The sequence below is a fragment of the Blastococcus tunisiensis genome (assembly GCF_900112815.1).
GTDB lineage: Bacteria > Actinomycetota > Actinomycetes > Mycobacteriales > Geodermatophilaceae > Blastococcus_B > Blastococcus_B tunisiensis.
Genome location: NZ_FOND01000013.1, coordinates 64,101 through 84,929 on the forward strand (window position 1 = coordinate 64,101; position 20,829 = coordinate 84,929).

General features: G+C 76.4%; 20 protein-coding genes. 9 read left to right on the forward strand and 11 right to left on the reverse strand.

The window, feature by feature from the left end; all coding sequences use genetic code 11:
* Positions 1 to 10: 10 nt before the first annotated feature.
* A complete protein-coding gene (locus BM142_RS16225; protein WP_139228909.1) occupies positions 11 to 676 on the reverse strand; it encodes a hypothetical protein in 666 nt (221 codons plus the stop codon).
* Positions 677 to 1,071: 395 nt separating this feature from the next.
* Here BM142_RS16225 and BM142_RS16230 point away from each other — a divergent pair, with 395 nt between their 5' ends.
* A complete protein-coding gene (locus BM142_RS16230; protein WP_092201115.1) occupies positions 1,072 to 1,470 on the forward strand; it encodes a hypothetical protein in 399 nt (132 codons plus the stop codon).
* Between the two features lie 4 nt (positions 1,471 to 1,474).
* Here BM142_RS16230 and BM142_RS16235 read toward each other — a convergent pair whose 3' ends face one another.
* Positions 1,475 to 1,693: a hypothetical protein gene (locus tag BM142_RS16235; RefSeq protein WP_092201117.1), complete on the reverse strand. Its 219-nt coding sequence runs from the start codon at positions 1,691 to 1,693 to the stop codon at positions 1,475 to 1,477.
* 266 nt (positions 1,694 to 1,959) lie between these two features.
* Here BM142_RS16235 and BM142_RS16240 point away from each other — a divergent pair, with 266 nt between their 5' ends.
* A complete protein-coding gene (locus BM142_RS16240; RefSeq protein ID WP_040339721.1) occupies positions 1,960 to 2,163 on the forward strand; it encodes a cold-shock protein in 204 nt (67 codons plus the stop codon).
* A gap of 65 nt (positions 2,164 to 2,228) precedes the next feature.
* On the opposite strand, the gene BM142_RS16245 is transcribed toward BM142_RS16240, so the two are convergent.
* On the reverse strand, positions 2,229 to 2,708 hold the full coding sequence (locus BM142_RS16245) for a hypothetical protein (protein WP_092201119.1): 480 nt from the start codon (positions 2,706 to 2,708) through the stop codon (positions 2,229 to 2,231).
* A 77-nt stretch (positions 2,709 to 2,785) separates the two neighbouring features.
* Positions 2,786 to 3,433, reverse strand: coding sequence for a hypothetical protein (locus BM142_RS16250; RefSeq protein ID WP_092201121.1), 648 nt, complete (start codon positions 3,431 to 3,433; stop codon positions 2,786 to 2,788).
* A gap of 177 nt (positions 3,434 to 3,610) precedes the next feature.
* Here BM142_RS16250 and BM142_RS16255 point away from each other — a divergent pair, with 177 nt between their 5' ends.
* The 3 genes from BM142_RS16255 to msrB are packed head-to-tail and all read left to right on the forward strand — an operon-like array spanning position 3,611 to position 6,880.
* Positions 3,611 to 5,761 (forward strand): sensor histidine kinase, encoded by a 2,151-nt coding sequence (locus BM142_RS16255; protein WP_092201123.1) that lies wholly within the window; start codon positions 3,611 to 3,613, stop codon positions 5,759 to 5,761.
* On the forward strand, positions 5,754 to 6,419 hold the full coding sequence (locus BM142_RS16260; protein ID WP_092201125.1) for a response regulator: 666 nt from the start codon (positions 5,754 to 5,756) through the stop codon (positions 6,417 to 6,419). Before BM142_RS16255 ends, BM142_RS16260 begins: the two co-directional genes overlap by 8 nt.
* A 41-nt stretch (positions 6,420 to 6,460) precedes the next feature.
* Positions 6,461 to 6,880, forward strand: a complete 420-nt coding sequence (gene msrB, locus BM142_RS16265) for a peptide-methionine (R)-S-oxide reductase MsrB (RefSeq protein WP_092201127.1) — start codon at positions 6,461 to 6,463, stop codon at positions 6,878 to 6,880.
* A gap of 21 nt (positions 6,881 to 6,901) precedes the next feature.
* On the opposite strand, the gene BM142_RS16270 is transcribed toward msrB, so the two are convergent.
* From BM142_RS16270 to BM142_RS16285, 4 genes are all read right to left on the reverse strand, one after another.
* Positions 6,902 to 8,431 (reverse strand): HNH endonuclease, encoded by a 1,530-nt coding sequence (locus BM142_RS16270; RefSeq protein WP_092201129.1) that lies wholly within the window; start codon positions 8,429 to 8,431, stop codon positions 6,902 to 6,904.
* A gap of 90 nt (positions 8,432 to 8,521) precedes the next feature.
* Positions 8,522 to 9,253, reverse strand: a complete 732-nt coding sequence (gene hemQ / locus BM142_RS16275) for a hydrogen peroxide-dependent heme synthase (RefSeq protein ID WP_092201131.1) — start codon at positions 9,251 to 9,253, stop codon at positions 8,522 to 8,524.
* 270 nt (positions 9,254 to 9,523) lie between these two features.
* A complete protein-coding gene (locus BM142_RS16280) occupies positions 9,524 to 10,045 on the reverse strand; it encodes a YceI family protein (RefSeq protein ID WP_092201133.1) in 522 nt (173 codons plus the stop codon).
* Positions 10,042 to 10,569, reverse strand: coding sequence for a hypothetical protein (locus BM142_RS16285; RefSeq protein WP_139228910.1), 528 nt, complete (start codon positions 10,567 to 10,569; stop codon positions 10,042 to 10,044). Before BM142_RS16285 ends, BM142_RS16280 begins: the two co-directional genes overlap by 4 nt.
* Before the next feature lie 162 nt (positions 10,570 to 10,731).
* Here BM142_RS16285 and BM142_RS16290 point away from each other — a divergent pair, with 162 nt between their 5' ends.
* Complete coding sequence (locus BM142_RS16290; RefSeq protein WP_092201137.1) at positions 10,732 to 13,566, forward strand: ATP-binding protein; 2,835 nt, start codon at positions 10,732 to 10,734, stop codon at positions 13,564 to 13,566.
* 16 nt (positions 13,567 to 13,582) lie between these two features.
* Here BM142_RS16290 and BM142_RS16295 read toward each other — a convergent pair whose 3' ends face one another.
* From BM142_RS16295 to hemE, 3 genes are read right to left on the reverse strand one after another with little or no spacing between them, the layout of a single operon-like run.
* Positions 13,583 to 14,569 carry a hypothetical protein gene (locus BM142_RS16295; protein ID WP_092201139.1) on the reverse strand — a complete coding sequence of 329 codons (987 nt, stop codon included), beginning with the start codon at positions 14,567 to 14,569 and terminating at the stop codon, positions 13,583 to 13,585.
* 47 nt (positions 14,570 to 14,616) lie between these two features.
* A complete protein-coding gene (gene hemG, locus BM142_RS16300) occupies positions 14,617 to 15,993 on the reverse strand; it encodes a protoporphyrinogen oxidase (RefSeq protein WP_092201141.1) in 1,377 nt (458 codons plus the stop codon).
* Positions 15,990 to 17,078 (reverse strand): uroporphyrinogen decarboxylase, encoded by a 1,089-nt coding sequence (hemE, locus tag BM142_RS16305; RefSeq protein ID WP_175527307.1) that lies wholly within the window; start codon positions 17,076 to 17,078, stop codon positions 15,990 to 15,992. The genes hemG and hemE overlap by 4 nt, the downstream gene beginning before the upstream one ends.
* Before the next feature lie 119 nt (positions 17,079 to 17,197).
* On the opposite strand from hemE, the gene BM142_RS16310 reads away from it, so the two are divergent.
* The 3 genes from BM142_RS16310 to BM142_RS16320 all read left to right on the forward strand — a co-directional run bounded on the left by BM142_RS16310 (position 17,198) and on the right by BM142_RS16320 (position 20,698).
* Complete coding sequence (locus BM142_RS16310; RefSeq protein WP_092201287.1) at positions 17,198 to 17,836, forward strand: DUF3000 domain-containing protein; 639 nt, start codon at positions 17,198 to 17,200, stop codon at positions 17,834 to 17,836.
* Positions 17,837 to 17,923: 87 nt separating this feature from the next.
* Positions 17,924 to 19,174: an HRDC domain-containing protein gene (locus tag BM142_RS16315; protein ID WP_092201145.1), complete on the forward strand. Its 1,251-nt coding sequence runs from the start codon at positions 17,924 to 17,926 to the stop codon at positions 19,172 to 19,174.
* A 102-nt stretch (positions 19,175 to 19,276) separates the two neighbouring features.
* Positions 19,277 to 20,698, forward strand: coding sequence for a hypothetical protein (locus BM142_RS16320; RefSeq protein ID WP_092201147.1), 1,422 nt, complete (start codon positions 19,277 to 19,279; stop codon positions 20,696 to 20,698).
* The last annotated feature ends 131 nt before the right edge of the window (positions 20,699 to 20,829 follow it).

Below are 20,829 nucleotides of genomic sequence, written 5' to 3' on the forward strand. Positions count from 1 at the left end.
ACCAGAAGACTCAGACGGCACAGAGCCCAGGCGCCGCCCCGCTGGAGCGCGAGCGACCGCGCCACCAGGTGGGTACGGCGACCACGGAGATCGACAGCAGCAGGATTGACAGCCTCACGGGGCCTTCCCAGATGTGGAGGTCAGGCAGGATTCCGATCAAGGCGTCCTGCGCCACGAACACCGCCAGCAGGGCCGTGGGACGGGTCACTTCGCCGAAGACCCTGATCCGCCAGTCGGGCTCGGGACCGGCATGGGCTAGCACCTCGTTCATCTGCAGAGTGGCATAGCCATGGAGGGCGCCCAGAACCCACCGGGCGAAGAGGAACAAGGGCACGAGCATGAGCGCGCCGACCACCGTCAGCCAGACAGGGCGCACATCATGCAGGAGAGGAACCAGCGTCACGAGCACGAAGACGAGCAGCGTGAACAAGTCCGGGGGCGAGAGCTTCCGCTCCTCCTCGTAGGACGGGCGCCCCCTAAGTGCCGCGTGCACCAGCCGGAAGACGGCAATGAGCCCGACCGACAGGGTCACGAGCAAGAGGAGCACACCGGCGATGAAGACCGTCTGCCCGATCTGGTCCAGCCGGTCCCCAGTCCCGGGCCAAAGCTGCGCCGCGATCCCGAACGCCACTCCCGCGCAGATGACGAGGACGATGAGCGAGAGGCCGAGGTACACGGTCCCAGTCACCCATCGCCCGACTGGGACGGAGACAGCAATGGCTCCGGACCTGTCTGACAAACCGATCGGCGGTGGGGCTTCCTGGGCCGCGAGCCGTCCAGGCGTCGTCGCCGTCGCCGTGATCGGCGACTCAGCCCGATCACACGAACGGCCAGTCCCCTGACCGAAGATCCACCACCCCACGACGACCGCCGCGGTGGCCGCCAGGCCGCCCACTATGCACCGCACTCCGCGTTCTCCTGTCCTACCGTCCGCCTGTCTCGCTGGTCTCCACGGCCGGTTGACGAGCTCCCTGGAGGGCGCCTGCGTGGCCACCCATCCCTGATCATCCGGACGGGTGAGGCCGGACCACGAGGCTCCAGGGCCGGACGGAACCGGTCGATCCGATCCGGGTGAGGGTCTCGTTCCTGGTCTACGGCGTGCTGTACGTCGTCCTCGAAGTGGTCGGGTACCAGCTCGACCAGGTCGGGTGGACCGAGATCTCCGCTCTGGACGTGGCGACGGCGCTGACCGATGCCTTCCTGGTCCTCGCGGTGTGCGCCGCGACGGTCGTGGCCGGGGACCTGGGGCTCCGGCGCTGGGGGCGGTCGATGGCCGCCTGGCGCCTCCGCGGCCCCGTCCTGCACGGGGAGATCTGGGACGAGCCGAGCGCGTCCCGCTCGCGGCGGCCGGCACCGCTGGCCGTCACCGCCGAGCGGGTGGAACAACCCCCGGAGCGCCGGCCCTGGACCGGCAACCCGTACTCGTTCGCCGGGCACCGCTTTCCGAAGGACCCGGGCGCACTGCTCTAGCCGGTCAGAAGACGGCGAGCAGCAGGAGGTGGGCGGGCAGCGCGTGCGCGGTGAGCGCCGCCCGTGCCGACCGGCCGGTGAGCGCGGCCAGGTCCTCCGCGGAGGTGACCGCCCCGGTCAGCTGCTCGGCCAGGACGCGGTCGAGGTCGGCCTCGTGCAGGTCGTCCAGGTCCACCAGCGGGTAGGGGGTGGTCGCGGACGGGCGGGCTGCGGCGGTCTCCATGACGGCTTCTCCTGGCTCGGTCGGTCGGCGGGGTCCTTCCCGCCACGGACCACCCTCCGGGCCGGACCGCACGCCCGTGTCGAGGAACCCGCAGGAATCCCGCAAGACCGCCGCCGGCGACGGCGCCCGCGCGGCCGCCCGGAACCGCAGGTCACGAAGCGGCCTCCACCTGGTCCGATGCCGCGCTCTCCCGCTAGGGTTGTCGCATCGGGAAGGCCCTGCGCTATGGCAGGACCCCGATGCACCACCACAGCTAGGAGCGAGCAATGCCCGAAGGAACAGTGAAGTGGTTCAACGCTGAGAAGGGGTTCGGCTTCGCCACCCCCGACGGTGGCGGACCGGACGTCTTCGTCCACTACTCGGCCATCCAGACCAGCGGGTACCGCTCGCTCGATGAGGGCCAGCGGATCGCGTTCGACATCGAGCAGGGCCAGAAGGGCCCGCAGGCTGCGAACGTCACGCCGCTCTGATCACCTGATCAGCACAGCGCCCCCGCCCGGATCTCCGGGCGGGGGCGCTGTCGTCCTGGGGCAGGTCAGCGGGCCCGGGGGACGTAGCCGCCGATCAGCGCCGACATGAGCAGGGCGCCGTCGTGCTCGCCGACGGCGGCCACCGCGTCGGCCACGGCCTGCCAGCGCGCCCGCTCCACGTCGGTGGGCGCGTGCGATGCCCGGGCTGCCAGCTGCTCGGTGAGCCGCTGCCACTCGCTCTGCGGCGTCGGCCACAGGCCGGTGAGCCGCCGCGCCTCGGCCGAGACGCCGGTGATCCGCACGATGTCGCCCGCGTGGTTGGTGAGCGGCTCGATGTACCCCGCGTCCGCCAGCGCCCTGGCCGCGGCGATCACCTCGGCCTTGGGCAGGCCGCTGGCGGGGACCACCGCACCCAGCAGGTAGGGCGAGTTGCCGTGCTCGGAGCTGTCGACGAGGCGGGCGATGGCGCGCAGCACCGGCAGGTCACGGGTGAACCAGGCGTCGGGGAGCAGGTCGCCCGGCGCGGTGGGATCAGGGGAGGTCACTCCCCCAGTCTCCCCTCCCGGCCGCGGGCACGACCGGGCCCCGCCCCGGGATCACGGGGACGGGGCCGCGGCGTCCCTCACCCGTGGGCGAGGGTCAGCTCCGGCCGGACCGCGAGGATGATCCCCAGCGCGGTGTACCCGACCAGCAGGTGCCCGGCGCTGACGAAGGCCGACGCCTCCTCGCTGACCAGCGCCATCGCCGGGAACATGACCAGCGCCCACGTCTCGGCGATCGCGGGCCAGATCCGCGCTGCTCCCCGCCAGCGTCCGGCGATCGCGATCCGGATGCCGATGGCCGCCATTCCCAGCATGGACAACGGCCAGAACAGGTCCAGCGCCACGAAGAACGCGTTCTCGGACAGGCCCGGCGCGAGGATCCACTGCAACGACGCGGCGATCGCCAGGCCGAGCAGTGCGTGCTCGACGTGCAGGAACCCGCGCGCCAGCCGCCCGGTCCCGGTGGCCGCGGTGCGCAGCTGCACGGAGACCAGGGCGACCAGGCCCAGCTGGAACAGCAGCGAGCTCACCTTGTACGCGACGGGATACGCCTCGCCCGCCGGGTCGACGTCGTAGGTCAGCACGGTGCCGACCGCCCACGCGAGCGCCCCGGCCGCCATGGCGAGACCGCCGAGCCGGACCAACCGGGCGGGGTCCGGCGTCGGCCGCTCGAGAGCGGCCGGCGGCAGGCCGGTGCGGGTGGACGGGGGGCTGGCGTTCGTGGACATCGATCCTCCGGTGGCTGCGCGCTGCGGCGCCCGGTGGCACCGCCGGTCGTCACCGTCGCGGCCGTCCGTCCCGGGCGGCCAGGGCCGTCGGGGACGACCTCGCCCGGGAGGTGTCCCGGGTCCGACGGGACGCCGTGCCCCTGTCCTCCGGGACGCCGCGCCCGGCATGATCCGCGCGTGGAGGTGCGGGAGCAGGCCGTGGCGGCCCAGCCGGCCGGGATGCCGCCGGTGGTCCCGGCGCTCCCGCCGCCGCGCCGTTCCCTGCTCGTGCCGGCGCTCGGCTGGGCATCGATGGTGCTCACGCTGGCCGCCGTGGCCGGCACCCTCGCGCTCGACCTGGCCACGCCCGAGGCCGCGCGCCGGGCCGCCGACTCCGGCCCCGGCTGGGAGATCGGGCTGTCCGGGGCGCTGCTGGCACTGCCCGGGGCGCTGCTGCTGCGCCGTGCGCCGCGCAACGCCGTCTCCTGGGTGGTGGCGGGGAGCGGTCTCTTCTGGGCGCTGGACGGCCTCGCGTCGGCGTACCTCACCTACGCGGTGCAGAGCGACCCGCCGCTGGTGGGTGCGTCGGCCGCGTTCTGGTTCGTGTCGCGGTTCGGGGCGTGGCTGCTCCTGGGTCTGCCGCTCCTGCTGCTGCTCTACCCCGACGGCCGGCTGCCGACCGGCCGCTGGCGCACCGTGTCGATCACGAGCCTCGCGTGCACCGCGGCGCTGCCCGTCCTGCTCCTGGTGGCCCCGTCGGCCATCGCCGAGCGGCGGTCGCAGAACCCGGTCCCGGACGTCTACCGCTCGCTCGACCTCGACCCGACCAGCCTGCCGCTGCCCGAGGGCCTCCTCCTCCCCCTCCTGCAGCTCGCCTTCCCCCTGGGCGCGCTCGGCATCCTCGGGCCGCTGGCCGTCGTCGTCCACCGGCTCCGCGCATCGACCGGTGACGACCGCCGCCGGATGCGCTGGCTGCTCTGGGCCGGCGTGGTCGACGCCCTCGTGATGCTCCCCGCGCTGCTGTTCCCCAGCACCACCGTGAGCATCGACCTGGCGGTCGCGGTGGGCCTCACCGGCCTGGCCGTCACCGTCGGCATCCTGCGGCCGCGGGCGGTCGACATCGACCGGCTGCTGGGCGGCACCCTGGTCTACGGCGCCCTGGCGGTCGGGGTCGTCGTCCTCGACCTGGCCGTGCTGGCCGTGGCCGGTGCGGTGCTCGGCGAAGGCTTCGGCCAGGAGAACGCGGTCCCGCTGGCGCTGCTCCTCGTCGCCGGGGTGTACGGACCGCTGCGCGCCCCGCTGTGGCGCTTCGTGCGGCGCTGGGTGCTGGGTGAGCGCGAGGACCCCTACCGCGTCGTGTCCGGCCTGGCCGAGCGGCTGGAGCGCTCCGACGGCGCCGACGAGCAGCTGCGGGCGGTGGCCGCGGCCGTCGCCGAGGCGTTCCGCTCCCCCTACGTGGGCGTCGAGGTCGACTCGGTGGACGGCCGGCAGCTGGTCGTCGAGCACGGCCGGCGGCCGACCGCCGTCCAGCCGCTGTCCATCGCCTACCGCGGCACGGAGGTCGGCCGGCTGCTGCTCCCGCGCGACGGCGTCCGCGCGCAGCTGGTCAGCCGGGACGAGCGTCTCCTGGCCGACGTGGTCCGCCAGGCCGCGGCCGCGGCGCACGCCAGCTCGCTCGCCGCGCAGCTGCAGCACAGCCGGGGGCAGCTGGTCACCGCCCGCGAGGAGGAGCGCCGCCGGCTGCGCCGCGACCTGCACGACGGGCTCGGCCCCAGCCTCGGTGCGGTCGTGCTGCGGATCGACACGGCGCGCAACCTCACCGTCGCCGGTCGGGCGGAGGACGCCGACCGGGTGCTGCGGCAGGCCCGGGACGACGTGGCCGCGGCGCTGGCCGACGTCCGGCGGCTGGTGCACGACCTGCGTCCCCCCGCCCTCGACGACCTCGGCCTGGCCGCCGCGGTCCGCCAGCAGGCCGAGCGGCTGCTCGGTCCCGGGACGGTCGGCGCGGTGGAGGCCGGACCGGGCGCCGACGACCTCCCGGCCGCGGTGGAGGTGGCCAGGTACCGGATCGCGTCGGAGGCGCTGACCAACGTCGCCCGGCACGCCCGCGCGACCACCTGCCGGGTGGAGCTGGTCCGCGACGCGGACCGGTCGCTCGTGGTCACGGTGAGCGACGACGGCGTCGGCCTCGCCCCCGACGCGGTCGCCGGGGTCGGCCTGGTGTCGCTGCGCGAGCGCGCCGCGGAGCTCGGCGGGCGGTGCTCCGTGGTCTGCCCGCCCGACGGCGGGACGGTGGTGCGGGCGGTGCTGCCGGTCGGCGGGACCGGGAGGGGACGCGGTCATGGCTGAGCCCGAGCACGGGGAGGAACCACTGCGCATCGTGGTCGTCGACGACCACCCGGTGTACCGCGACGGCCTGGCGGTGCTGCTGGGCTCGGTACCCGGCCTGAGCGTCGCCGGCACCGCGGCCGACGGGGAGGCCGCGGTGGCGCTCGCGCTCGAGGAGCAGCCCGACGTCGTCGTCATGGACGTGCAGATGCCCGGCATCGACGGCATCGAGGCCACCCGCCGGATCACCTCGACGTCCCCGTCGATCGGCGTCGTCGTCCTCACCATGAGCGAGGACGACGGGACCGTCTTCGCCGCCGTCCGTGCCGGCGCCCGCGGCTACCTGCTGAAGGGCGCCGACCAGGAGGAGGTGGTCCGCGCCATCACCACCGTCGCCTCCGGCGGCGCCGTGTTCGGCGCCGCGCTCGCCCGCCGCATCGCCCAGTTCTTCGCCGCCGGGCCCCCGGGGCCGGAGGCGGCCTTCCCCCAGCTCACCGCCCGCGAGCGCGAGGTGCTCGGCCTGGTGGCCGCCGGCCGCTCCAACGGTCAGATCGCGGCGGCCCTGTACCTGTCCCCGAAGACGGTGCGCAACAACGTCTCCAACGTGCTCGCCAAGCTGCAGGTCACCGACCGTGCGCAGGCGATCGTCCGGGCGCGGGAAGCGGGCCTGGGCCGCTGAGCGGCGGGAATGGCGGTCCGGCCGGAGCCGTTCCTCCGAGCATGACGACCTCCTCCCCGACCCCCAAGGTGCAGAAGACCGACGAGGAGTGGCGGGCGCAGCTGTCGCCGGAGGAGTACGCGGTGCTCCGCCAGGCCGGCACCGAGCGCCCCTGGAGCGGCGAGTACGTCGACACGAAGGCCGTCGGCGTCTACGAGTGCCGCGCCTGCGGCGCCGAGCTGTTCCGCTCGGAGACCAAGTTCGACTCGCACTGCGGCTGGCCCTCTTTCTACGAGGCCTCCGCCGAGGACAACGTGGTGCTGCGCGAGGACCGCGGCTTCGGGATGGTGCGCACCGAGGTGCTGTGCGGCACCTGCCACAGCCACCTCGGCCACCTCTTCGACGACGCCCCGCAGACCCCGACCGGCGACCGCTACTGCATCAACTCGGTGAGCATCCGGCTCGCACCGGCCGAGGGCTGATCGAGGGCACAGGACTGAAGGTCAGAAGGGCGGCGGATCGTCGTCGGACGTCGGTTGTCGTTCGGCGGCGACCCGCAGCACGATGTCGCCCGGCGCGGTCTGCATGCCGGGTGGCCGGCTGACGCGGGTGATCCCGCTGGGCGTGGAGACCGTCAGGACGCCCTCGGGCGTCATCGCGTAGCACCAGCCTCGCGCGTGCGTCTTCAGCCGGTGGTGCCGGCGGCACAGACAGCACAGATTGGCGCAGCCGGTGTCGCCTCCGTCGGCGTGCGCGACGACGTGGTCGAGGTCGGCCCAGCCGGCGCGGTTGCCGCAGCCGGGGTGGCGGCAGGTGCGATCCCGGGTGCGCGTGAAGCGCCGCTGTGCGGGGCTGGGCTCGTACCGGTCCACGGACGGCGGAGGCCCCAGTCCCTGTCCGCAGCGGACGGCGGCCTCCAGCTCGCGGCGCGTGACGGCGGCGATCAGCCGCCCGTCGGCGTCGACGACCGCGAGGGACAGCGTGCCGTCGGTCGGCGCCTGCAGCCCGCCCGGACACAGCGCGTCGAGCCGCTCCAGCAGCTCGCGGGCCAGCGCAGCGGTCACCGGCTCGCCGTCGACCAGCACCGGTGCCCTGCCCGCTCCCGGCGCGCCGGCCGCGGCGGACTCCAGCGTGTCGAGGGAGGCGACCACCTCGACGTGCGCGCTCACCGCCGGCTGGTCCTCCCAGGGACGGGTCATCCGGTCGTGCAGCGCCATGCCGCGCAGCTGACCGAGCGCCCGCTCGTCACCTGCCTTCTTCAGCGCGCGGGCCTGTGCGTCCGCCGCGGACCGCACGGCGGCCGCCTCCGGGTAGGGCATCGTGGCCCGCAGTTCACCCATGCCGTCCCCGAGGCCGCGCACCGTGACGTCGGCGGACCGTTCGGCCCGCCTCCGCCGGCGGTCGGCGGCGGCCGGGTCGGCCGCGATCAGCTCGCCGCGCACCAGGGCGCGCAACCGGTGGATCGACAGCCCGGCAGCCTGCGGCAGCACCGCCGCCTCGACCGCGGCCAGCACGTCGTCCGGCGACTCCCGGCCCGGCCACCCCAGCTCGAGGGCGATCGCCCGGGCCCGCGGCCAGTCCAGAACCCCGTCCGCCAGCGCCGCCCACGTCGCCGGCAGCCGGCGCAGCAACGTCGTCGACACCTCCCACAGCTGCGTCGCCGCCGTCCGCGAGCAGGTGAGGATCAGCGCCAGCTCGTCGGGGAAGAACTCCGACACGTCCTCGTCGAGCGGCTGCGCAGCCCACTCCCCGGACGCCGCCCCGGCCTGGCCCCGCTGACGGTCGGCGCCGGCGGGCCGGTCGGTGGCGAGCCCGACCACCAGCTCGGCCTTGTACGCGGCGAGCGCGGCCTCCACCTCACCCACCCGCTGCAGGTGTGCCGCCTTCTCCTCCGGGGTCATCAGCCCGACCGGCAGCAGGTCGCCGGGACGGGACGGCCGCGACACCACCCCGGCCGGTAGCACGTCGTCACGCACGGCCGGGCGCAACTCGGCCACCGTCACGCCGACGCCGTACGAACCCGGGGGGAACATGCCTGCACGGTAGGCCGGGGGTACGACATTTCGGCCCCGTCCCGGGACCCACCTCGAGCCTGCGAGGGGCGGGGAGGACGGGGTCCGCTCTCACGCCAGGTCGGTGACGATCTCCGCGACGGACTTGCGGACGCCGCTGTAGAACGGCACCTCCTCGCGCACGTGCCGCCGGGCCCGGCTGGCCCGCAGGTCCCGCATCAGGTCGACGATGCGGTGCATCTCGTCGGCCTCGAACGCGAGCATCCACTCGTAGTCGCCCAGGGCGAACGCCGCGACGGTGTTGGCCCGGACGTCCGGGTAGGGGCGGGCCTGCATGCCGTGCTCCTTGAGCATGTCCCGCCGCTCCTCGTCGGGCAGCAGGTACCACTCGTAGGACCGCACGAAGGGGTACACGCAGACGTAGCGGCGCGGCGACTCGTCGGCCAGGAACGCCGGGATGTGGCTGCGGTTGAACTCGGCCGGCCGGTGCAGCGCCATCTGCGACCACACCGGGTCCAGGTGCCGGCCGAGGGCGGTGCGGCGCAGCCGGGTGTAGGCCTCCTGCAGCGCCTCGGGGGTGGCGGCGTGCCACCACACCATGAGGTCGGCGTCGGCGCGGAAACCGGCGACGTCGTAGGTCCCGCGGGTGACGACGCCCTTGCCGGCGAGCTCCTCGAGCAGCGCGCCGAGCTCGTCGGCCGCCGTCGCCCGCTGGTCGTCGCCGAGCGGCCGGGCCAGCCGGAAGACCGACCACATGGTGTAGCGGATGGTCTCGTTGAGCTCGTTCGCCCGCTTGCCGATGCTCCGCTCGTCCACCGGTGTGCCGGTCCCCTGCTCGCTCATGCCGCCATTGTCCCCCGCGTCGCGCCGGTCCCCGCGGTGCGGGGTCGGCTCCGCTCCCGCCGGAGCTTCGCCCGGCGCGCGTCGCGGCAGTCCTCGCAGACGGCCATCGACACCTGGTGGCGGAGGCAGCGGACGGACCGGGTGGGGATGGGCAGTCGGTCGGGGTGGTGCTGGTTGTTCACGGAGGCTCCAACACGCATCGGGCCACGCTGATGCCCGGACCCGTGGTGGGCTGGACCACCACGGGCCAGAGCTCCGGCGGTGCCGTCCTCACGCCGGGCAGGGGCGGCGCAGCCACGCGTCGATGTCGATGGAGACGGTGCGCCCGATCAGGAACCGGGGCGCCCGGATGCCGACGGTCCTCCGGTCGAGGGTGCCCGCGCCTCGCACGCGGATCCAGCCGTCGCGCAGCACCTCCACCGGCCCGGTCACCGTCAGCGGCGCCCTGGTGCCCCGTACCCGCAGGACGCCCTCGGCGGTCCACCGGCCGTCGCCCCAGGTGAACCGGTCCGCCGTCCAGGTCATGACCGGTTGCCGGTCGCTGTCGAGCAGCGACGGCTTGCGCAGATCGGCGTCCCGGCGTGCGATCCCCGTGTCCAGGCTGCCCAGGTCCAGTTCGGCGGTCACCCGCCGGGGCGCGCCGCTCCCGTCGATCTCCACCTCGCCCCAGCTGCAGGTCACCGACCCGTGGGCCGGCCGGCCGAGGTTCCGGACGGCGAAGGTCACCCGGGTCCGGCTGTCGGAGACCGTCCACGTGCCGGCGAGGGAGCCGGCCCGGGCCGGGGCGGTCACGACCGCACCGCCACCGGGACGTCGGCGCGCAGGATGCGGCCGAGCTGCACGCGGTCCGGCCCCGGCAGCAGCGCCGGGTCCTCGCCCGGCAGCAACGGCGCGCGCCCGATCCGGTTCCTGATCTCGGCGAGCGTCTCCAGACCGGTCGCCAGGCCGACGACGACGATCCGGTCGTCCGCCGACCGGAACACCAGCACGCCGACGAGGCCCTCGACGTCCCGGATCACCGGGTGGATCCGCTCGCGGCCGCCGCGCTCGGCGGCCCGCGCGACCGCGGGGTCGCCGGTCCCGTTCAGCCAGGTCAGCTGCGCGAAGAGGGGGGTGCGGCCGACGGCGCTGCCGTCGACACGGTCGACCAGCCGGTAGGTGCGGGTGCCGGCCGGGGCCGAGACCTCCTCCGGCCACAGCGCGACGACTGTGCCCCCGTCATCGTCCAGGTGGTCGACGACGACGGCTGCGGCCGCGTCCCGGGGATCGGTGCCGGCGCCCGCCGGACGACGGTAGGGGTGGATGGTGGCGTGCACGGGGTGCTCCCTCGGTCGGGGACCGGCCGTCCCGGTCCCGGCGCGGAGGACGATCCGCCGGCGGCCGGCCACGGACGTCCGTGCGACCACGGGTCAGCGCTACTGAGATCCGGCACGGAAAGGCGGTACGCAGGACGCCCGACCGCGTGGATACTCCGCGCCGTGGCCACCGCCACCCCGCCGCACGACGTCGACGCCTTCGTCGGCCGCACCGCCGAGCTCGCCGAGCTGTCGGCCGGCATCGTGGCGGCCGCCGCCGGCCGCGGCGGCCTCCTCCTGCTCTCCGGGCCGGCCGGGATCGGCAAGACGCGCACCGTGGAGGAGGCCACCGCCCGGGCCCCCGCGGTCGCCTGGGGGCGGTGCGTCGACGACCCGGGCGCCCCGCCCCTGTGGCCGTGGCGCCGGGTCGTCCGGACGCTCCCCGAGGTCCGGGCCGCCGTCGCGCAGGCGCTGTCCGGTATCGACCTGCTCCGCGAGGGCTCCGCCGACCCCGAGGCCGCGCGGTTCACGCTGGTCGCGACCGCGACCGAGGCGCTGCTCGACGCGGCGGAGCCGGCCGGTCTGGTCGTCGTCCTGGAGGACCTGCACTGGGCCGACGAGACCTCGCTGCGGCTGCTGCGCCACCTGGCGGGCGAGGTGCAGCGCTCCCGGCTCCTGGTCGTCGCCACCTACCGCGACCCGGCGGGCGGGCCGGGCGACCGCCCGCTGGACCGGACCCTGCCCGACCTCCTGCGCTGGCCCACCACCCGCGCGCTGCCGCTGCCCCCGCTCGGCGAGGACGACGTCCGGGCGTTCCTCCCGCGGGCGCCGGCCGAGGCGGTCCGCGTGGCCCACCGGCGCAGCGGCGGCAACCCGCTCTACCTCCGCGCCGTCGCCCGTGCCCCCGCGACGGCGTCCGGCGAGGGATCGGCCGAGCTGCGGCACCTCGTCCGGACGACGCTGACGTCACTGCCGGCCCCCGTGCTCGACCTGCTCGACACCGCCGCCGTCCTGGGCGAGGAGGTCGACGCCGGCCTGGTGGCCGCAGTGACCGGCCGCCTCCCGGACGAGGTGCGGGAGGGCCTGGACGCCGCCGTGCGCGCCGGCGTCCTGACCGCGGTGCCGGACGTCCCAGGGCGGCGGAGGTTCGCACACGCGGTGGTGCGGGACGCGTTCTACGCCGACCTCTCCCCCAGCGCACGCGAGGAGTGGCACCGCCGCGCGGCCGGAGCGCTGGAGCAGGTGGCCGCCGACGACGAGACCGCGGCCGGACCGGTCGCCGGGCACTGGCTGCGGGCGGCCTCGGAGCGCGCGACCCTGCTGCGGGCGACGTCGTGGGCCCGCCGCGCGGCCGAGGCGGCCACGCGCTCGATGGCGTTCGACGAGGCCGCGCGATTCCTGGCGATGGCACTGGCCGCCGCCGACCGCGCCGGACCCGCGCCCGGCGAGCGGGCGGAGCTGCTGCTGGACCTCGCCACGGCGGAGTTCCGCGCGGGACGGTTCGGCGAGAGCCTGGACCACGCCACCGCCGCCTCGGACGCCGCAGCCGCCTGCGGCCGGACCGATCTCCTCGCCCCTGCCGCCCTGACCGTGCAGGACGTCGCGGCGCCGGGCTTCCCGCCTGCGGTGCTGCGCATGTGCGAACGGGCACTCGCCGATCCGTCGCTGGCCGGACGGCCGGCCCTGCGGTCCCGGCTGCTCGCCCAGGCGGCCTCGGTGCTGGCCGATGCCGGGCGGGGCACCGCCTCGACGGCGCACGCGACCGAGGCGCTGGCCCTGGCCGAGGAGAGCGGGGACCCGCAGGCGGTCATCGATGCCGTGCGCGCACGGATGAAGGCGCACCCGACCGCGCTGCCCCGGGAGGAGCGGCTCCGCCTGGGCCTGCTGGCGATCGACCACGCGTCCGCGACCGGCCAGCCGCTGGCCGAGCTGTGGGGCGCGAAGTGGCGGATCGACGCCGCGCTCGAGTGCGGCGACATGGCCACGGTCGACGACGAACTGGCCCGCGTCACCGCGCTCGCCCGGCGCACCCGCCTGCCGTTGGTGCGGTGGCACGACCTGCGGCTGCGCGCGTCGGTCACAGCGCTCTACGGCCGCTTCGAGGAGGCGCTCGCGCTGAACGAGCAGGCGCGGGTCGTCGGGGCGACGGAGCTGACCCAGGACCTGTCCGCCGCGGGCATGTCGGGAGCGTTCCTGTACCAGTACGCGATGGTGACGGGGATCGCGCGGGACCTGGACGGCGAGGCGGTCGCTCTCATGGACCTCGCCGACGACGTGCCGATCGTGCAGGCCAGCCGGACCGTCGTCGCCCTCGTCGCAGGACGGCGGGACGAGGCCGAGGCCCGGTACGCCGCCCTGCGGCCCCGGCTGACCGACCCGGACTTCGTGGAGTCGGCAGGCGTCGCCGAGACGCTCGTGCCGCTGGTCGAGGAGTTCGGCGACGCGGCGGCGGCCGAGGCGCTCGGGGGGATCGTCGCCACGTTCGGCCTGGACGCCGGAGGCGCGGGTGTCTACTGCTGCGGCTCGACGGAGGTCCTGCTCGGCCGGCTGGCCGCCGTCGGCGGCGGGTGGGACGAGGCGATCCCGCACTTCGAGGAGGCGCTGCGGGTCGACCTGCGGACCGGCGCCCGGCCGGCCGCCGTCAACGACCGGGTGGGACTGGCGGGTGCCCTGGTGCGGCGGGGGCGGACCACCGACCTGTCCCGGGCGGGTGAGCTGGCCCGGTCGGCGCTGGCGGAGGCACGGCGACTCGGCATGCCCGGCGCGCAGCGGCGGGCGGCCGCGCTGGTCGAGGGGGCCGGCCGGGCCGCGCGCGCCGCTGACCCACTCACCGTCCGCGAGCGCGAGATCGCCGCCCTGGTGTCGGCCGGGCTCACCAACCGCCAGATCGCCGGGCGGCTGTTCCTGTCCGCGCGGACCGTGGAGACCCACGTGCGCCACATCCTGACGAAGCTCGGCCTGGCGAACCGGACGCAGATCGCCGCCGCCGTCATCGGCAGCGGACGAGCGGCACCCTAGGCCGCCGGCCGCGGGCTCAGCGCGGCACGACCACCAGGTGCGGGCGGCTCCGGCCGGGCAGGCAGGCGAGGGCGGCCAGGCCCAGCGCGACGCCGTCCTCGAGCAGCGCCGCCTGCAGCGGGGGCATCCGGCCCGCGGCCCACCTCCGCCACCCGAGACCGGCTACCGAGCCCACGCACGCCCCGGCCATCCCGACGACAGCAGGCAGGGCCCCGTTCTCCCGTTCCCTGGCGGCCAGCCGGGCACCGCCCTCCGCGCCGTAGAGGATGCGTCCGGCGAGCGGGCCGGCGCCGTCGCGGGGCGGGGCGTCGGGGTGCTTGTCGGCGACCAACTCGCCCGTCAGCGCTGCCGCGGCCAGCACCTTGCCGGCCAGCACCCGGCGGCGGGTGGTGTCGCGGTCCCGCACGACCGCCGTGGTCGACGCGGTCAGGACGGGGCCGGCGAAGCCGAGCGAGCTGCGGCTGCCGGCCGCCAGCCCGAGCAGGGCCGACCGGAGGACCACGCCGGGCCGCGCCGGGCCGCGGGGGGTCGCCCGCTCGCGCGGGGTGGGCACCGCCTCCAGCACGCTCTGCACCGCCGCCCCGTAGGCGAGGTGCGGAGCAGCGTCGGCCAGCCAGTCGCCCGCCGTCCAGGTGCGCGGATCGCTGACGCCCAGCAGGGCGCCCGGGACGTCGGTCGCCGCCATGGCCGCCGCACCGGTGACCACCGCCCCCACCGGCGCCGGGAAGCGCACCCCGTAGGACCGGACGGCGCTGGCCAGGACGCCCACGCCCAGGCCGTTCGCGATGCCGGCCAGCGCCCCGAGCGCCGTCCGGCGGGACTCCCGCACCGCCCCGCTGCCCGGCACCCGGCGCCCGGTCTCCGCCGCGAAGGCGTCGACGACCCGCTCGGGCACGTCGCTGGCCGGTCGCCCGCGCAGGGCCATGTCCACGTAGCCGACGAGGTTCAGGGCGGTGGTGCCGGCCGCACCGGCGAGCAGGCCACGGGGAAGGGATCGGGTCATGCACCGACCCTCGCCATCGCGGCCGCCGACGGCAACCCGACCGGGTCTCAGACGAGCGCGTCAACCGCGGCGGAGGCGTCGCGGATGCAGGCCGGCACGCCGAGCCCGCGGAAGGCCGCACCCGCGATCCCCAGCCCCGGCACCGCGCCGACCGCCGCCCGGATCGCCGCCACCCGCGCGGGATGCCCCACCAGGTACTGCGGCAGGCCGCCGCCCCAGCGCACGATGCGGGTCTCCAGCGGCTCCGGCCGGTCGAGGCCGAGCAGGTCGGCCACGTCGGCGACCACGGCGGCCGTCAGGTCCTCGTCCGTGCGCTGCAGCTCGGACTCGTCCCGGAAGCGGCCGACCGAGGACCGGACGAGCAGGGCCGGCCCCTCCGCCAGGTGCGGCCACTTGGCCGACGACACCGTCACGCCCTTGACCAGCCGCCCGGTCACCGGCGGCACCAGCAGACCCGAGCCCGCGGCGACCTCCTGTGCCGGGAACGCCATGGCGACCACCGCCATGGACGCGTACGGGATGCCCTGCAGCGGCTCCACCGCGTCGGGCACCAGCCCGCCCAGCAGCCGCGCGGCCTTGCCGGCGGGTGCGGTGACGAGCACGGCGTCGGCGGTCAGCACCTCGGGTGCGGCCGCCGCGCCGACGACGAGCTCGAAGCCGGTGGCCGTCCGCCGCAGCCCGTGCGCCGGGGTCCGCAGCCGCACGCGCGCGCCGGAGGCGGCGACGAGGGCGTCCGGCAGCGAGCCGATGCCGTCGGCCACGGTGAGGAAGACCGGCCCGTCGGCGTCGCCCCGGCTGCGGACGCCGGCGTCGCGGGCCGCGGCCGCGGCGGCCAGGACGGTCCCTGCCCCGGGCAGCTGGGCGGCCAGCGCCGGCATCGTCGCGGCCAGCGACAGCTCGTCGGCGCCGCCCGCGTAGACCCCGCCGAGCAGCGGTTCGACCAGCCGGTCGACGACCTCGTCACCCAGCCGTTCCCGCAGCAGCGCACCGACCGCGACGTCGCCGTCCACCGACAGCGGGGGCAGGTCGGCCTCGGCACGCACCCGGGCGACGCCGTCGGCCGTGAGGATGCCGTCCAGGCCGTCGGCCGTCGCGGGCACGCCGAGGACGGTGCCGGCCGGCAGGGGGTGCCGCCCGTCGGGCAGCACGACGGAGGCCTGCGTGGTGGCGGGGGCGACGAGCCGGTCGGCCAGGCCGAGGTCCTCGATCAGCCGCACCGCCTCCGGCACGCGGGCCAGCACCGCCTCGGGGCCGGTGTCGTACCAGTGCCCGCCCAGCTCGACCCGGTGCAGCTTGCCGCCGATCCGCGTCCCCGCCTCGAGCACGACGATCTCGTCGTCGGGGCGGCGCCGCCGCCATTCGAAGGCGGCGGCGAGGCCGGTGATCCCGGCGCCGACGACGACCAGCCGGCGGGGCGCGGTCACGCCGTCGGGGTGGTGGGGTGGGCAGGAGACATGGAGAGCTCGTGCACCAGCTCCACGACGTGGGTCAGCACGCCGGGATCGGTGTCGGGCAGCACGCCGTGGCCGAGGTTGAACACGTGCCCGCGGGCGGCGCGGCCCTGCTCGACCACCCGGCGCACCTCCCGGTCCACCGTGCTGCGGTCGGCCAGGAGGACGGCGGGGTCCAGGTTGCCCTGCAGCGACCGGCCGGGGCCGACCCGCCGGGCCGCCTCGTCCAGCGGGATCCGCCAGTCGACGCCCACGACGTCGGCGCCGGCGTCCCCGATCAGCGGCAACAGCTCCCCGGTGCCCACGCCGAAGTGGATCCGCGGGACGTCGCGGGAGCCCAGCCCGTCGAACACGGCCCGGGAGTGCGGCAGCACCCGCTCGGCGTAGTCGGCGGCCGACAGCACCCCGGCCCAGGAGTCGAACAGCTGGACGGCCGAGGCGCCCGCGTCGACCTGGGTGCGCAGGAACGTGGCGGCCGAGACGGCCAGCCGGTCCAGCAGCCGGCCCCACGCCTCGGGCTCCGCGTACATGAAGGCCTTGGTGCGCGCGTGCTCCTTGGACGGGCCGCCCTCGATCAGGTACGTGGCCAGCGTGAACGGCGCCCCGGCGAAGCCGATCAGCGGCGTCGGCCCCAGCTCGGCGACCAGCTGCCGCACCGCCGTGTCGAGGAACGCCAGCCGGTCGGGCTCCAGCGGCGGGAGCGCGTCGACGTCGGCCACCGACCGGATCGGCTGGGCGACGACCGGGCCGACGCCGGGCTTGATGTCGAGGTCCACCCCGGCCACCAGCAGCGGCAGCACGATGTCGGAGAACAGGATCGCCGCGTCCACGCCGTGCCGGCGCACCGGCTGCAGGGTGATCTCGGTGACCAGGTCGGGGTCCTGGCACGCGGCGAGCATCCCGGTGCCGGCCCGCAGCGCCCGGTACTCCGGCAGCGACCGCCCGGCCTGGCGCATGAACCACACCGGCGTGCGGCTCACCGGCAGTCCCCGGGCCGCCCGGACGAGGTCGGAGTCGGACGGCGCGGCGGAGGGGGCGGGATCGGCGGCAGCACTCACGACCGCCGATCCTCCCAGACGCCGCCGGGACGCCGCGGCGGCGACCGCGTCCGCGCAGGTCGGCGGTCGGCTGCGGCGCGTCGGACGCGGTGTGCTACCCGGCGGCCTACCCTGCCACCGTGGAGCCGACCTGCCTGGCCAGTGCCGGGAACCGAGGCAAGGACACCGACGGGGACCCGCCCCCCGCCGAGTTCCGCGCCGCCCTGGACGCGCTCGCGACCGTCCGCGCCCGCCCCGAGATCGTCCTCGAGCAGATCCCCGCCCCGCAGCGGCTGGCGCCGTTCGCCCACGCGGTGGCCGCGCACGTGGCCGAGGCCGACCCGGACGGCGGCGACGACTTCGAGATCGCCAGCGCCCGGTTCATCGTGCTGTTCGACCCCGAGGGCCACGACGCGTGGAAGGGCACCACCCGCTGCGTCGGCTACCTGTCCGCCGGGACCGACGAGGAACTGGTCGACGACACCATGTTCTCCGAGGTGGCCTGGAGCTGGCTCACCGACGCGCTGACCGAGGCCGGCGCCGGCCACCACACCGTCGGCGGCACCGTCACCCGGACCGCCTCCACCCGCTTCGGCGACCTCGCCGGCCCCGAGCACAGCGTCGACGTGGAGATGCGCGCCTCGTGGACGGCGGAGGACGGCGCCCTGGACCGGCACCTGCAGGCCTGGCTGGACGTGCTCGGCAACGCGGCCGGCCTGCCGCCGCCCGGAGTCAGGCTCCTGGGTCCCTCCGACCGCGCCGGGAACGAGACTCTCTAGCATCGGGGGGCCGGACGGGCGCCCGCCCCGAGGGCGGCCAGGGCCGGTGGCCCGAACGACGAGGACCGGCGAGAAGGTGGACGGCAACTGAGCACCGAGCCCACGCCCAGCGCAGCGGACGACACCGCTCCGGAGGCGTCGCCGCCGGCGGTCCCGCTCCTCGCGCCGCGGGACGGCCTGCCGCCCGTCATCGAGACCTCGACCCAGCTCGTCGAGTACGCCGAGGCCCTGCGCGCCGGCACCGGTCCCGTCGCCGTCGACGCCGAGCGCGCCTCCGGGTACCGCTACGGCCAGCGGGCCTACCTCGTGCAGCTGCGGCGCCGCGGGGCCGGCACCGGGCTGGTCGACCCGGTCCCCCTGCCCGACCTCTCCGTGATCCAGGGTGCCGTCGCCGACGTGGAGTGGGTGCTGCACGCGGCCAACCAGGACCTGCCCTGCCTCGCCGAGATCGGCCTCGTGCCGGGCCGGATCTTCGACACCGAGCTGGCCGCCCGGCTGGCGGGGCTCCCCCGGGTGGGTCTCGGCGCCGTCGTGGAGTCGCTGCTGGGCTTCTCGCTGCAGAAGGGCCACTCCGCCGCGGACTGGAGCACCCGCCCCCTGCCCGAGGAGTGGCTGGTCTACGCCGCCCTCGACGTCGAGGTCCTCGTCGACCTCCGCGACGCCCTGGCCGCGATCCTCGAGGAGCAGGGGAAGAGCGAGTGGGCCCGCCAGGAGTTCGAGGCGATCCTGGCCGCCGGCCCACCGGCGCCCAAGGCCGATCCGTGGCGGCGCACCTCTGGGGTGCACGGTCTGCGCAGCCGCCGGCAGCTGGGCATGCTGCGCAGCCTGTGGGAGGCGCGCGACGAGCTGGCCCGCCGCCGCGACATCGCCCCCGGCCGGGTCCTCCCCGACTCGGCGATGGTCTCCGCCGTCCAGGCCGACCCGGCCAACGAGGGGGCCCTGCTGGAGCTGCCGGTCTTCCGGGGGCGCGCCAACCGCCGGCTGGTCGCCACCTGGTTCGGTGCGATCGCCCGGGGCAGGGCGCTCCCCGAGGCGGAGCTGCCGCCGCACAGCAGGACCGGCGACGGGCCGCCGCCGGTGAACCGCTGGGCCGACCGCGACCCTGCCGCCGCGACCCGTCTGCAGGTCGCCCGCGCCGGGCTGGCCGAGCTCTCCGAGAAGCACGCCGTGCCGGTGGAGAACGTGCTCTCCCCCGACCTGGTCCGCCGGATCATGTGGAGCCCGCCCGAGGCGCGCGACGCCGCGGGGGTGGGCGCCGCGCTGCGGGCCGGTGGCGCCCGCGAGTGGCAGGTGGAGCTCACCGTGGCGGTCCTCGTCGACGCCGTCGGCAGGGCCTGACCCCCTTCCTCCCGAGGGTCGTTACCGGATCGTGACGGTGCCGCGCCGGTGCGCGGGGCACGCTGCTGCTCGGGAGGACCGCGGGCGGCGGGGAGGGCGGGCGTGGGCGACGACGGGCTGGACGGCGGCGGGCCGACGGAGCTCGTGGCCGACCGGGCCGGGGACCGGCACCGCCGGTGGTGGACCTGGGCGGCCGCCGCCGGGTGCGCCGTCGCGCTCGCGGTCGCCGTGGTCGACCTGACCGGGGGCGACGCGCGGGAGGCGCCTCCGGCCCCCGGCACGGTCACCGGCGTCCCCGGGGCCGCGGCGACGGGTGATCCGGGTGCCGGCATCCTGACCGGACCGACGCGGGGCTCCCTGGCCGGGGACCATGCCTTCCTGGACGGCGTCCGGGCGCTGCCCTGGACCGTGGAGCCGCCGGTGCGCGCGGCGGACGGGACGATCCTCTACTACCTGTCCGAGCCGCCCGTGGAGGTTCGCCGCGTGGTGTACGCCGGGGACGTGCCGGGCGGCCGCTGGGCCCTGGTCGTCGCCGGGGCGGCGGACGCCCCGGAGGCGGCGGACCTGCCGCCCGGCGTCGTGCCCGACGACGCGCCGGTAGCCGCCTGGTTCACCGGACCACCGGGGGCGGCCGTGGCGCAGATGACGTCGGCCACCGACCCGTACACCGTTGCGACGGACTGGCCGCTGGCGCTGACCGACCCGCGCACCGGCGCGCTCGTCGTCGTCGCCGCACCCGGGGACGAGGTCGAGGTGTCGGAGCGGCCGCTGATCGACGCCGACGGCCGCACGAGCCGGGAGTGGCGGCGGGTGGACACCGAGGACGGCGTCGCGGTCACCCGGATCCCGCCGGTCCCCCGCGCCGTCGACGCGTCGACGTCCTACCGCGTGCTGCGCGACGGCAGGCTGCAGGCGCGGGACACGCCGTGGTCGCTGTTCGCCGGCGAGCCCGGTGCGGAGCTGTCCGTCGGCTACCTGCGCGGACCGCCCGGCGAGCTCGGTGAGCTGGCGGCCCGCTACGCCGCCGAGGGCGTGCTGCGCGAGCTCGGGCTCCCGGGCGACCAGGTGACGATCACCGCCCAGTGGGTGGGCAGCGTGCCGGCCGGTGGCGCCGGCCGGGCCGCCGTCGTCACGGTCGCGCTGCCCGGTGGCGCCGTCGTCGTCAGCGCCCAGTGGCTCGCCCGCCAGCCCGACGGGTCGCTCACCGGGGCCTTCTGCGGGCGGGACGTCCTCCCCGCGGGCCCACCGCCGGAACGCCGCGTCCAGGCCGCCTCCTGCGAGGTGATCGACCAGGGCACCGGCGCGCCGATGAGCACCGGCCTGGTCGTCGTGGGGCCGCCGGAGGTGGCCCTGGTGCGGACCTACGACGGGGACCGGTCGTTCCTGTCCGAGCACGGCGCCGTGGACGGCGTGCTCGTCGCCCCGATGCCGCTCGGGACCAGGTCCGTGGAGGCGGTCACCGACGGCGGGGTCACCCTCGGCCGGGTCGACCTGCTCGGCTTCTTGGTGGACTTCGGCGACTGAGGAGATCCACCGGCCCGCGGGCACCGGCCGGCCGGCGCCGGATGTGATCCTGCCGTCCGCCGGGCGACGACACGGCGGACGGCAGGAGTTCGTGACCCCGCGCCGGGTGGCCGACCCGGTGCGAGGGATGG

Coding starts and splice junctions, on each gene's coding strand:
- msrB (WP_092201127.1), top strand. CDS start 6,461: ATGACGACCTCCTCCCCGACCCCCAAGGTGCAGAAGACCGACGAGGAG.
- BM142_RS16250 (WP_092201121.1), bottom strand. CDS start 3,433: ATGTCCACGAACGCCAGCCCCCCGTCCACCCGCACCGGCCTGCCGCCG.
- BM142_RS16235 (WP_092201117.1), bottom strand. CDS start 1,693: ATGGAGACCGCCGCAGCCCGCCCGTCCGCGACCACCCCCTACCCGCTG.
- hemQ (WP_092201131.1), bottom strand. CDS start 9,253: ATGAGCGAGCAGGGGACCGGCACACCGGTGGACGAGCGGAGCATCGGC.
- BM142_RS16240 (WP_040339721.1), top strand. CDS start 1,960: ATGCCCGAAGGAACAGTGAAGTGGTTCAACGCTGAGAAGGGGTTCGGC.
- BM142_RS16270 (WP_092201129.1), bottom strand. CDS start 8,431: ATGTTCCCCCCGGGTTCGTACGGCGTCGGCGTGACGGTGGCCGAGTTG.
- BM142_RS16260 (WP_092201125.1), top strand. CDS start 5,754: ATGGCTGAGCCCGAGCACGGGGAGGAACCACTGCGCATCGTGGTCGTC.
- BM142_RS16295 (WP_092201139.1), bottom strand. CDS start 14,569: ATGACCCGATCCCTTCCCCGTGGCCTGCTCGCCGGTGCGGCCGGCACC.